Source organism: Cellulophaga sp. BC115SP, from assembly GCF_009905545.1.
GTDB lineage: Bacteria > Bacteroidota > Bacteroidia > Cytophagales > Spirosomataceae > Flectobacillus > Flectobacillus rivi.
Genome location: NZ_JAAALB010000029.1, coordinates 57,097 through 70,595 on the forward strand (window position 1 = coordinate 57,097; position 13,499 = coordinate 70,595).

General features: G+C 37.0%; 9 protein-coding genes. 6 read left to right on the forward strand and 3 right to left on the reverse strand.

Features of this window, described 5'->3' with window-relative positions; genetic code table 11:
- Positions 1-46 precede the first annotated feature (46 nt).
- Complete coding sequence (locus GVN22_RS18660; protein ID WP_166552526.1) at positions 47-1,492, reverse strand: sigma-54-dependent Fis family transcriptional regulator; 1,446 nt, start codon at positions 1,490-1,492, stop codon at positions 47-49.
- Between the two features lie 347 nt (positions 1,493-1,839).
- On the opposite strand from GVN22_RS18660, the gene GVN22_RS18665 reads away from it, so the two are divergent.
- The 6 genes from GVN22_RS18665 (at position 1,840) to GVN22_RS18690 (ending at position 11,339) form a co-directional block, all read left to right on the forward strand.
- Positions 1,840-2,745, forward strand: a complete 906-nt coding sequence (locus GVN22_RS18665; RefSeq protein ID WP_166552527.1) for an AraC family transcriptional regulator — start codon at positions 1,840-1,842, stop codon at positions 2,743-2,745.
- 144 nt (positions 2,746-2,889) lie between these two features.
- The gene (locus GVN22_RS18670; protein WP_166552528.1) at positions 2,890-3,927 is read left to right on the forward strand and encodes an efflux RND transporter periplasmic adaptor subunit; all 1,038 of its coding nucleotides are present in this window, start codon (positions 2,890-2,892) and stop codon (positions 3,925-3,927) included.
- 224 nt (positions 3,928-4,151) lie between these two features.
- Positions 4,152-7,274, forward strand: coding sequence for an efflux RND transporter permease subunit (locus tag GVN22_RS18675; RefSeq protein ID WP_205690957.1), 3,123 nt, complete (start codon positions 4,152-4,154; stop codon positions 7,272-7,274).
- A 147-nt stretch (positions 7,275-7,421) separates the two neighbouring features.
- On the forward strand, positions 7,422-8,699 hold the full coding sequence (locus GVN22_RS18680; RefSeq protein WP_166552529.1) for a TolC family protein: 1,278 nt from the start codon (positions 7,422-7,424) through the stop codon (positions 8,697-8,699).
- Positions 8,700-8,703: 4 nt separating this feature from the next.
- Positions 8,704-9,297: a TetR/AcrR family transcriptional regulator gene (locus GVN22_RS18685; RefSeq protein WP_166552530.1), complete on the forward strand. Its 594-nt coding sequence runs from the start codon at positions 8,704-8,706 to the stop codon at positions 9,295-9,297.
- Between the two features lie 155 nt (positions 9,298-9,452).
- Positions 9,453-11,339 carry an LTA synthase family protein gene (locus GVN22_RS18690; protein ID WP_166552531.1) on the forward strand — a complete coding sequence of 629 codons (1,887 nt, stop codon included), beginning with the start codon at positions 9,453-9,455 and terminating at the stop codon, positions 11,337-11,339.
- Between the two features lie 72 nt (positions 11,340-11,411).
- Here GVN22_RS18690 and GVN22_RS18695 read toward each other — a convergent pair whose 3' ends face one another.
- Together GVN22_RS18695 and GVN22_RS18700 are read right to left on the reverse strand one after the other, a co-directional pair.
- Positions 11,412-11,933, reverse strand: coding sequence for a hypothetical protein (locus GVN22_RS18695; protein ID WP_166552532.1), 522 nt, complete (start codon positions 11,931-11,933; stop codon positions 11,412-11,414).
- A 779-nt stretch (positions 11,934-12,712) separates the two neighbouring features.
- Positions 12,713-13,033 (reverse strand): transposase, encoded by a 321-nt coding sequence (locus tag GVN22_RS18700; RefSeq protein ID WP_166552533.1) that lies wholly within the window; start codon positions 13,031-13,033, stop codon positions 12,713-12,715.
- Positions 13,034-13,499 lie beyond the last annotated feature (466 nt).

Here is a 13,499-nt window from a genome sequence, read left to right on the forward strand (position 1 = left end):
TATACTAATGAAGTATGAAATGACTAGTTCAAGACTAAGCCTCGAACTAGCCTATCTGCTTTTGGATATGTAGTTTTTTCATTTTCGACAATAAGGTTGTCGGGGGTAAACCCAAAAGTTGGGCTGCGCCATTTTCTCCAAATACTTTTCCATGACAATATTGAAGCACTTGAATAATATAATTTCGTTCTATTTCTTGTAAAGGTCTTATTTCAAAATCATCGCTTCTAGCTTGTATCGTATTTTGAGAGATAGAAACCTTGTTAATAAATTTTCCCTTCGATAAAATACAGGCTCGTTCGATAACATGTTGTAATTCTCGGACATTTCCCTGCCAAGTATTTTGCATCAAACAGTTCAACACTTGTTGACTAACCCCAAGTAAAGGCTTGTTGAGCGTTTTGGCAAAGTGATTAACAAAGTGTTCCACTAATACAGGAATATCTTCCACTCTTTCTCTCAAGGCAGGTATCTGGATAGGAAACACGTGCAGTCGGTAGTACAAATCTTGTCGGAAAGCGCCAGCCTCTATTAATTTTTCTAGGTCACAATGCGTGGCAGTAATAATGCGAACATTGGTTTTGACGGTCTTATTCCCTCCAACACGTTCAAAGGTTTTTTCTTGTATTACCCTTAGTAGTTTTGCCTGAAGCTCATGAGGCATATCTCCAATTTCATCCAGAAATAAGGTTCCACCATTTGCTAATTCAAACTTCCCAATTTTGCGTTCTACGGCACCTGTAAATGCTCCTTTCTCATGTCCAAACAATTCACTTTCAAGGAGATGGAAGGGGATAGCCGCACAATTGATTTTTACAAAAACACTATCTTTCCGATTCGATTGTTCATGAATAGCTTTAGCCACTAATTCTTTCCCAGTACCTGTTTCTCCCAAAATAATAACGGTTGAGTCTGTTGGAGCAACACGTAAAATTAAATCTCGAACCGTATTTATGCCCTCACTGATACCAATAAGTCCAAGGTTATTTTGTAATTCATGCAAAGGAGATACGTGAGAAGGTACATTCAATTGATTTTTTAAACCATAATATCCTACTTGATAGGCTACTGCCTCAGAGAAATCTAAAATTTGCGTATAGCGTTCAGTGTCTAATTCACGGTTTTCTAAAGCGTGAAAACCTAAAACTACCTTGTAATCATGATCTAAAGCCCTTTGCACAAGCCATGTTTGCTTAATGGCAGAATATTCTTGCCAAGGTGTCTCAAATGAAAGATGCCTTTTGAGTAAAATTACCTTATCAAAAGCATATTGGGCGAAGGATTGTCTTGTTACTGTGGCTGGTATATTTTCAATACCTGTATTGGGCAAATTGCACAGATAGCATTCAAGTTCCTCTCCTCTATATACGCAAGCACTAAAAAAATCAATTTCAAGTACATATTGCGCAAATGCTGCCATCTTATCCATAATCAAATGGGATAAGGTTTGGCTATAGCTGGTAGCCTTTGAGTGAGATAAGGTAAAATTCATACGATGAATAAAGCTATAAGACCATTTAAGTCAAGAGATAAATCAGATACGTACAAGGCTCTTAGTCGTTCAAAAAACGAATAAAAGTCTTTCTATCAGGCGCTTCTATGATTAAGGGAGAGTGGTTATGAAATTGTGTGTTATGTTTCCTGTCTTAATTATATACAAATCTACAAGATTTATAGAGATTAGCAACAGGTTTTTAAATATTAAATGGATTGACAAGCTTAACCCATAAATTCAAATCCTACGGGAATCGCTCCTTTTCATAAATAACCCCTACTTGGAACTATTCTTCAAAGTAGTTGAGTTGTCCATTTACTATTTAGATAATTGACTGGGTATTCATGGCAAATAAATTAAAAGATATTCCTGTATTCAATCTCCTTGACTTTGTTCAGGAGCATTCGATTGATGTTGAGTCATTTTCAAACGACTTTGTGGTGAAGATAGCTACGGAGGTTTATGAAAACGAAAAATTTGATTATCTCTATAGAACAGAATTTTTCTTTGTAATACTAGTGCTTCGTGGCGAAATAACCGTCAATATCAATAATCAAGAGTACAAAGCGCATGAACATCAACTTGTGGTAACAGCGCCAAACGACATCAAGCGCTCGTTGTGTGCCATGGAAGGGTCTATCGTGTCGGGGGTTGCCTTCACCCCTAACTTTTTAGCACAAATTGCGGAATTCAAAAATCTTCCTGAGGTTTTTAATTACATTTCTTACCAAGGTTCACCCCTATGGAGTCCTGATTTACCTGATTTTAATAGAATGAAAGAGGTGACAGAACAATTATCATTTCGCTATCATGGTCAAAAAGAACATCCTTTTGGAAAAGAAATTCTTAAAAATGTATTCAATATCTTTCTCTACGAGCTTGGAGGCATAGCGCAAAAGTACGCACCTGTCAAAAATACAACCTTCACCAGAAAAGAACATCTTGTCATGCAATTTGTCAATATGCTTCAAAAGCGATTTAAAGAACAAAGAAATGTACAATATTATGCCAACGAACTCAATGTTAATCCTAAATATCTGACCCAAACAGTCAAAGAAGTCTCAGGAAAGAGCGCTGGGGAATTAATCGACGATTTTGTCATTCAAGAGGCCAAACTATTACTAACTGACTCCAGCTTGAGTATTTCAGAAGTAGGAGATATTTTGCATTTCAGTGATCAATCTTTTTTTGGGAAGTTTTTTAAAAGACATACAGGATTTTCACCTTCAGAATTTAGAAAAGTAGAATAATTGGTTGATTTTTCTCGAAAAAATTACTTAGAAAAGTTAAAACTTACTTTTAGACCAATCTTGGAGATATTCAGACCTTTTGATTAGCGATGATTATGCGGAATTTTGTTGCATAAATTCATAACAAGTCAATAATAAATCTCTATGATCAAGCCAAGTTTGACACAGGTACTCCCATTTGCGTTGTGCACTGTGATACTATCCTCTTGTGGTAAAAAACAACCAGAGCAGCAACAAATCAATCATGCGATACGTGTAAGTACTCAAGAGGTTCAGCAGATAAATCGCATACAAAGTTTGTCGTACACAGGAAGCATCGAGCCAGACAATACGAGTAAAATTGGTTTTGCTGTAGCAGGGGTTATCAACCAAGTAATAGCAAAAGAAGGACAATTTGTACGTCAAGGACAACTTTTGGCTAGTATCGATGCCACCGAGTATGAAAACGCTCTGATTATTGCAAAAGCAGGTCTCGAACAAGCCGAAGATATGTATCAGCGCCTCAATGATTTGTATCAAAAAGGAAGTCTTCCAGCCAAAGATTTTATCGAGATCAAAACTAAAGTTGCCCAAGCGCAGGCTAACAAAAATATCAATACCAAACATATTGCAGATAGCAAACTTCATGCGCCTATTGCTGGTATTATAACGGAGAAGCTTGTCGAAAAAGGTAGTATGGCAGCCCCTGGAGTTCCAGCTTTTAGTATTATCAAAACAGATAAAGTGTTTGCAAAAATTACAGTTCCAGAGGCTGAAATTGGTAATTTCAAACAAGGGATGACTGCCTCGGTTTTTATTCCAACACTCAATGAGTCTATCAAGGGGACTGTATCCATTATCAATCCTCAAGCGGATGCTATTTCGAAGACTTATATCGTTAAAATTCAGCTGGATAACCCTCAAAATCGTATTCTTCCTGGGATGATATCTAATGTAGAAATCAACCCGAATCGAGTGGTGCCAGCCCTTTCGATTCCTGCCAATGCGGTCGTTCGAGATGCAGATGATATTACCTATGTGTACGTAATGAATGGGGAGAAAAAAGTACTTAAAAAACGTGTGACTGTTGGGTCATTGATTGGTAGTAAAGAGGTAATCATTAAAGAAGGATTGAATAAAGACGAACGTATCGTGATAGAAGGACAAACGAAATTACATGACGGTTCAGAAGTACAATTATAGTATTTCCAACACCAATACTCTTTCTTAAACCATCATTACGAAGCACATTAGCCGAGCTTTTTTATACTACTATGGGCATCTGTGGTAGCTGGCTGACTATTGTCTGAGATTTTTGATATAATCTACAGGTAATGAACCGAATAGGTACCTAATATAGAGTTTTTACGCTCAAATTTCAACCCTTTCGACTCAAGACACATTCCTAATCTTTTGGAAAAAGACACATGAAGAAACGAAATATTAACTTGATTGAAGCTGCTATGCGTTACAAACAGGTAACCATTGTGATAGCAAGCTTACTCTTGCTCTTTGGGATATATTCTTTGAAGAATATGCCAAGAGCAGAAGATCCCAAAATAGAAGCCCCTGTGGCGATGGTATATGCCTTTTTTCCTGGCGCCGATGAAGTGCAGATGGAAAAACAAGTTACCTCCAAGATTGAACAATTCTTATTCTCATTTGAGGAAGTCAACAAACAAAAAACAAAGTCTCAAACACGTGATGGACAAGTATTTATCACAGTTGAATTACATACGAGTATTAAAGACCGTAAGAAGTTTTGGGCTACTTTACAGCATGGACTCAACACAACTTTGAGGGCGTCGATACCCTCTGGAGTTATTGGGCCTATCGTTAATAGTAATTTTGGCGATGTAACAGCTCAAATTATCGCCGTTTCGTCCTCAACCCGAAGTTATGCCGAATTGGAGCAGTATCTCGACAAAATGGAAGATGTGCTTAAAACGATTCCAGAAGTATCAAAAATAAACCGCTCAGGTGGACAGCGTCAGCAGATTTATGTGACTATTGATGATAAAAAGATACAGCAATATGGTTTTGATTTGGGGACTATTGTAAAAACTTTACAAGGTCAGAATATAACAGAGTATTCGGGTGAAGTAACGGTACAATCCAACACGATTCCAATTTTTACACAAAGTCAATATCATACCGAGGAAGAGATTGCCAATCAACTGGTTTATACGACTCCTAGTGGTGAGCAAGTACGACTAAAAGACATTGCGTATATAGAAAGACGGTATGAAGAAGAAGCCTCTTTTATTCGAATTGGAAAAGATAAAGTCATGCTCATTTCTACAGAGATGCAACCCGGAAATAACATTGTAGATTTTGGAGAAAAAGTCGATACAAAGTTGGCGGAATTACAAAAGTCGTTTCCAGATGACATCAAAATTGAGAACATTGTAAATCAGCCCGCAGTAGTTGCCGAAAGTATTGATCACTTTATGGTCGAGTTTGGAATGGCCATTGCATCGGTAATTATCGTTGTAATGCTCCTCTTACCGATTCGAATGGCAGTAGTATCTTCGGTGGCAGCCCCTATTGCGATTCTTATAACGTTTGGTTTGATGAATATGATTGGGGTTGAACTACATCAGGTATCCTTGGCAGCCCTCATTATTGTCTTGGGAATGGTAGTGGATAACGCCATTGTGGTGGTAGACAATTATATCGAAAAACTGGACGAAGGACTAACCCCATGGACAGGTGCATGGCAAGCGGCTACACAGCTCACTTTACCAATATTCACGGCTACTTTGGCGATTATTTTTGCCTTTGCACCTTTAGCCTTTTTCATGAACGGTATTGCCAAAGACTTTATGGCATCATTACCTATTACGGTGGCTATCGCCTTGATTACTTCTATGCTTGTAGCCTTGTTTTTAACACCTTATATGTGTTATGTATTTATCAAAAAAGGCTTAAAACATACAATATCTGACCGACCTCCTAGAAAATCGCTGTTAGATCACTTACAGAATCTTTTCAATATTGGAGTAGAGTTTTGTTTTAGATGGCCAAAACTTACGATGTTTTCAGCCCTCGGAGCGGTATTACTCGCTTTTGTAATTGCTGGAAAAGTAGATCAAGAGTTTTTCCCGACGAGTGAAAGAAATCAATTTAATATAGAAGTTTGGATGCCAGATGGCACTGCTTTGAATGAAACAGATAAAAAGGTTTCAGAAGTGGAAGCTATTCTCAAAAAGGATAAACGTGTATTGAGTATCGCAAGCTTTGTGGGTACAAGCTCTCCAAGATTCCAAACCTCTTATGCACCAGAAATTCCTCGACGAAACTTTGCTCAGTTATTTATTACAACTGCAAGTAATCAGGCCACGGACGAAATCGTAAAGGAATATCGTCCCAAATTTGAAGGTTTTATCAAAGACGGTTATGTGCGTTTTCGTCAGCTAAGTTTCCAAGAAGGCTCTCCTATCGCAGTGAGAATTATTGGAAATGACATTAAAGACCAAAAACGTGTTGCTGAACAAATTGAGGCTATTTTGCAAAAAGCCAAAGGCACAAACTGGGTCAGAAATGATTATGAAAATGATTATTTAGGAATTAGTCTAAAAATCAACGAGGATGTTGCCTCACGCTTAGGAGTTCCACATCAGGTTATTACCCAAACCCTTGGGGCAGGACTAAAAGGATACGCGGTATCTCAATTGTGGGAAGGTGATAAACCTGTTGATATTTTCCTAAGATATGCCGAAGACAATCGTAAAGATATCAACGCCCTAGGAGATTTACACTTAAGTACCATTTATGGGAAAAAAGTAGCATTAAGAGAAGTAGCTGAGTTATCGCCCTCATGGCATACAGGTGTGATTGCCCATCGTAATGGTTTGAAAACCTTGACCGTACTTGCAGAAGCACAAAATGGCATAAGAGCCTCCGTGATTTTAAAAGAAGTACAACCACAAATTGAAAAGCTCCATTTACCTCAGGGAATTAGCATACAATATGGCGGTGATGCCGAATCAAATGGAGAAAATACTCCAGGTATGCTAACGGCTTTATCAGTAAGTTTGATTTTGATTTTTGCGACTTTATTATTTCAATTCAAAAGTTTTGGAAAAACCCTGATTATTCTTGCTACGTTTCCACTGAGTTTGTTAGGAGCATTTTTGGGCTTGTATCTTACCAATAATCCAATCGGTATGACGGCCTTTATGGGAGTGATTAGTCTCATTGGTATCGTGGTGCGGAATGGTATAATCCTCGTAGATTATGCCGACGAACTTGTTCTGGAGCATAAATACAGCATCAAAGCGGCGGCATTGGCTTCGGCCAAAAGAAGAATGCGCCCTATATTCTTGACATCGGCAGCGGCAGCCGTAGGCGTTATTCCGATGATAGTGGGAAAATCTCCACTTTGGGCGCCATTGGGTAGTGTATTAGCATTTGGTTTAATTATCTCCATGATACTTACCCTATTTGTGGTACCAGTGCTATACTACAGTTTTGTAAAACCAATTCCTGCACCTGATGATGAAGTTGACGCTACCGTAGAAATACAGTACAAGCCCGAACATTCATAAGAATATCATTCTGAAATTATTCATTTCTAGTGATTTACTATAAAATCTTTCGTGCACATACGCTACAAGCTCATACATAATACACTGTAGCGTATGTGTCGATACAATCCTAGAGCTGACGTTCCAACCATAAAACCGATGAAATTCATGCATACATTTTGCCGAGTACTATTCATAATGGTACTAATCGGAAAGGTATTTCCTAATAACGCTCAAACGCCCACCTACGCACTAGAGCAGTGTAGGCAAATGGCTTTGACCCAAAATAAAAAAATTAAAGCCGCTCAGTTCCAAATTGAAGCGACAAGAGTAGCTCGTGATGCCTCGAAGCTCAATGATAAACCCAATATCGATGCTTCGGTAATGGCTATACACGCAGGTAAACCTCTTAATCAATTACTTCCAAGTGTTTTAGGAAGTGGGTCGGTTATGGTAGCACAACCTATTTACACGGGTGGACAAATTAAGCTTGGCGTTGAAGCAAATAATAAAGCTCTTGAAATTTCGGAAGGACAAAAAGCGATTACCGAAGCAGAGCTTTTAGTTTCGGTAGAAAGTGCTTATTGGCAAATTGTGCAGGTGAAGGAAAAAATTGTATTAGCACAGAAATACAAAGAAATGCTTTTACAGTTACAAAAAGAGCTTAAAAATGCCGTAGATGCAGGTTTGACCTATAAAAATGACTTACTAAGAGTAGAAGTCAATCTGAATGAAGCAGACTTGAACATCACAAAAGCGCAAGATGGACTCATATTAGCCAAACTAAACTTGGCGCAGATTATTGGACAATCTAACCAAATAGACTTCCATATCGCTGATGAGGTAAATACCTTCAATGTTGAATTACTTTCTCCCAAAGTAACCAATGCCGAGGAGTTAAGACCCGAAATTCAGGTATTAAACAAGGTCATGGAACTTGAGCATATCAAAACTTCCTTAATAAAAGCTGAACATAAACCTCAATTGAGTTTTGTATTCTCAGGGTTTGCGTCTGTAGGCAATAAGGTTAACTTTTCAAATGGTGATAGTTTCCTTGGTTCTTATCTAGGATTACTCAATTTTTCTATTCCTATTTATGATTGGGGCAAAAATGCTCAGAAAGTAAAAGAGCAAGAGCTAAAAATCCAAGCGAAGAAATGGGAACTCGAAGAAAGTAAAGAGTTGATTAATCTACAAGTACAGAGTGCGTGGATTCAACTGAACAAAACCCTCAAGAAAATAGATTTATCAAATTTATCCATCAAACAGTCTGAGGAAAACCTAAGATTGGCTAACGACCGCTACAAAGCAGGAACCATCACAGGAAAAGATGTGCTAGAAGCTCAAGTGATTTGGCAACAGGCTTATACTAGCCATATCGATGCAAAAGTTGAATACAAAGTGAGTTTGGCAAATTATAAAAGAGCCATCGGCGAAATCAAGTAAGCGTATGAGAGGCAAACAAATTTCTATTCTGGAAACAGCGCAATCTATGTTTGCTAAACGTGGTATCAAAGCTGTGACAATGGACGAACTTACCAATGAGTGCGGTATCTCAAAGAAAACCTTGTACTTATACTTCCCTTCCAAACATAATTTGGTGGTAAAAGTCATGGAGTCTTTACTGACAAAGATTGAGCAATCATTTAGGATATTCCCTCGGGTGACACCAAGCGCCATTATTGAACTACAAAGGTTTTTTGAAGAAATCCAAAAGTGCTTTACCAAATTGACCTCATTGTTTTTAAAGGATTCGAGGACATACTATTTAGAAGCTCATCAAAAGCTAACCAGTTTTTTGGATAGGAAACTTTTATCCTATGTCTCACAAAACATTGAAAGAGGCAAATCTGAGCTACTATACCGTCAAGAGCTCGATGCTACCGCTTCGGCCGAACTATATGTTTGGATGTTCAAAAATATTCTCAATGATGGTCTTTTTCAGGAAGAGCACGCTCGGATAGATTTTATCAAAGGATTAAATAATTTTTTCCTCAAGGGACTTCTCAATACCGTTGGGCAAAAAATGGACATTTCTAAATAGATCAAGTTTTTCCATAAATTTTTGATTATCAAATGCTAGTAGTGGACAGAAGTCTTTCCGTTGAAGGACTTCTGTTTTGTGCTTCATAAAAGCGATCGCTATTCTCTCGGCTCAAGGTCAAAATCTCGAATATTTCTAAAAATTTCATCAAATTAATGAAACTTATCTACTTCCAGTTTTTACTTTTAGTAAGACGCATTTTGTGGCTTATGCTATTTTACAGTATCGTTAGATTACTGTTTTTCCTTTTTAATAACCATTCTTTCCAAAATGTCTCAAACGGTCAAATTATTGATTCCTTTCTGTTGGGACTCAGGTTTGATTTATCTGCCATTTGTATCATTAATATACTTTATGTACTTGGCTCATTTATGCTATCGCCTAGTCATTGGGAAAGTCTGCGCTATCAAAAATGGTTACAAAACCTATTTGTGATTCCCAATTTAGCATCTTTGAGTTTGGGCGTTATAGATTTGGAATATTATAAATTCATTGGTCGAAGAACCAACTTTGAAATCAATAGCATTATGGGCGACGTTGGAAATCAAGCTCAAAATCTACTCGGAAAGTATTGGTATCTAGCATTAATTATGCTTTTTCTATCATGGATTTTTATAAAATTTTTACCCAAATCCTCAAAAAAGGTTCCGTTCACTAATACCCTTCCGTGGTATCCCTTCAATGTTTTTATGGCACTTTTTATGGCAGCGCTTTTTGTTTTAGGCTTTAGAGGTGGATTTCAGGAAAAACCCTTAAGAACTAATCAGGCTTTCTCCCAAAATAGCCAACAACTAGGCAATCTGGTATTGAATACGCCCTTTACCTTTCTTACCACGATAGATGCACAAGGGACAAACGCTGTACAATATTTACCTAGCCAACAGATGTATTCCTTGATTCAAACCAAAGGTCAATCATCTGATATACAACACAATGTCCCACAAAACATTATGATAATTATTGTGGAAAGTTTGAGCGCAGAATATATGGGAATCTATAATCAATATACAGGCTATACACCCTTTTTGGACTCTTTGAGTAAAGCTGGAGTTTGTATGAGAAACCATTTCGCCAACGGACGTGAATCTATCGACGCCGTACCTGCTGTGGTAGCCAGTATGCCCAAACTGATGGATGAACCTTATATTACCTCCAAATATCAGGCAAATAACATAGCTGGCTTGGCGAGTATTTTAAAGCCTTCTGGCTACTCTTCTGCCTTTTTTCATGGTGCCAGAAACGGTTCGATGGGTTTCGAAGGTTTTTCTCAGATTGCGGGCTTTCAGCAATATTATGGATTAAATGAATATCCCAATAAAAAAGATTTTGATGGAAACTGGGGAATTTTTGATGAACCGTTTTTGCAATTCTGTGCTCAAAAAACTACTGAGCAACAACAACCTTTTGTCAATACGATTTTTACATTGAGCTCACACTCACCTTATACAATTCCAGCAAAATATTTGGGGCGTTTTAGAAAAGGACCTTTAGAAATTCATGAGAGCATTGGGTATGCAGATTATGCACTTCGCCAGTTTTTTGAAAATAGTAAACATACTCCATGGTTCAAAAATACCCTATTTATCATTACAGGAGACCACACCCAACAAAACTCCGAGCCAAAGTATAACAATGAAATGGGTGCTTATAGAGTTCCTCTAATTCTTTTTCATGGATCTCAGAGCATGAACATATTACTTAAAAAGAAAATCCTTCCCCACAAGATTACGCAGCACGCCGATATTGTTCCTTCTATCTTAGATTTTCTGGGCAAAAACAACAATCAGCTCAATTACTTTGGAGAGTCTATTTTCAACTTTTCACAAGGAGGAAAGGCTTTATTGTATAGTGAAGGCAGATTTAGCATGGTTTCCCAATCAAAATACATCGTATTTGATGGCGAAAAATTTAGAGGAGATACTATCAATTTAGAAAAGAATGTAATAATAAAAAACAACATTCCTATTGCTACTAAACTTAAAAATAGGCTACTCGCATTCATCCAATATCATCATAACGGACTCATTGAAAATAAACTTTAAGGGTTCGATTAGCTGTTTTTATTAAATGTGTATAGATCGAGGGAGATAAACAAGATGACTAGTTGGTGCTAGTTATTTTAATAACTCGTCTAGTTGCGTAAGAGTAGTCATGAATAACTTTCGTTCTTTTGTAGGCGCAATTTTTTGGTATATTTCAGGAGCATACGATTGCTTTAAAACGAAGATACTTTTTTTAATTGACAGAAACGTCCACTCAGGTTGGTCAGAAATGTCGATATAGGTATTGGTCTGTGATTTAAGATTCAAAGAGTCGCTGCTTACTGTCTCTATTGAGGAATAGTTTATTAGCTTAATAGCGTCAATCTTTGATGCGATACTTAGCTTACTCTTTTTAATTTGATCGATCGTTATATTATAAAAAGATGTTGTATTCTGTTTAAAGGTAATTGTCATTTTATAGATTTCTTTACCTCTAAATCCATAGCCTTTTATTTGTCTGTCCACAGTCCAATAACTTGCCTTATTTACAAATACTAAACTATCAAAAGCAGATGTCCTCGAAAGAATTTCCTTTTGCACTTTGTCAAGTTGTAATCCGTATGGAATTAACTGTCCAAAAACAGTAGAAGTCATCAGTGTAAAAATTGATATCAATGAGTAGAAAATCACCTTCATATAATTATCGCTTAGAGAAAAGGTTGGTGATATGATGGTATTTTTAGTACGCTTTACACTCGGAAGTCGACAAACAATCATTCTTGTTAGCGACTTGTACTTCTTAAAACTTCAATGGTTTTGTCGGCTTCCCTTTTTGGTACAGTTTAGGAGTAATACCAAACAGAGAAAAAGGCGTCTATCCGTATATCTTTAGATTTAACTAGGAGCAATCGCAATATCCTGCTGATTACATGTTGACGATGCTTGAACACTTAACTCAAATACCCAACATTAGAACTACAAGTCTTGAATTTTCAACCGCCCCTCCTACTTTTACGAATTTTTTGTCAGCTAAACAGTTCTTTATCTTGTTTTAATAAGTGTCTTACCATCGTAAATTCCAATACCGTCATTTTGTGATAAGATAATTAATCTTTCGTTATCAATAAATTTTAGTTTTAAAACATTCATCGGAGCCCCAATTGCGTCTGATTGACCATTTGACCAATGGAGTTTTGGGTCTAGCACCTTAGTCCAATTCTCGATTTTTGATAAGTCGTTTTGAGGATTCCCTTTGAATATACCATTTTGAGAATAGAAGTAAATACAATTGTCCTTGTCATTATAAACACCTGGACCTATGTATTCAGCATGTGATATTTCATTATTAGTACTGACATTGGGAAATTTCTTATTGTCCTCATTTTTAAAAACGAAGCTTGACTGGAAGTTGTCGAACTTGACAATGAAGCTGTTTAAACTTTTGTTTTTTTAGCGACTTTTCGTAATAAAATAACCGAGAATGCCATAAGATGCAAAGAAATCCAATTTTGTACTAAGAATTCAAACCTGATGAGAAGAGCCTTAAAGCTATCAATCCAAGCATTGGTTCGTTCAATTAAATAGCGTCCTTTGTAGAGTTCATTATCAAACATATTATCTGCTATTTCTGGCACTTTGTTTTCTTGTTTATTTCTTGGATTCGGTTTGATATTGGCAATGATACCTCCTTTAGAGCAAGCTTCTTTTAATTTTCTTGAATCGAATCGCAACGGCGAACCGTCCACTATCAGCATTTAAAAACAGGCCATCTAAGCTAATGCTTGCATCTTTTAACATATCACAAAGTTCATCAAATAGTATGTTAATTTCGTATAGATCATGGACTGGGCGTTGCCATGATTACCATCTTGGGGTGTACTCATAGACAGTGTAATGCCTTGATTATCAACAATAAATAAAGTATTTGTCGTCTTACAAGATTTTCTACCTTGATAAGCAACGGACTCTCCTCCATTTTTTGAAGGAGTATGTGAACCGTCCAAGGAAAGTTTTGATAAGTCAAGATATTGTCTTAGTAAATTAATAAAAATCTTTCGCCAACAACCTGCCTTATTCCACTTATTAAAATGGTAATAGACACTATTCCAAGATAAAACAGTTCCTTTAAAAAAATTCTCCGTTAGCAATGATCTCCACAGTTCCACTGCGGTTGGACCCTATTTTTAGGCGATATAAGATAGCTTCAACAAGCTCAACTAA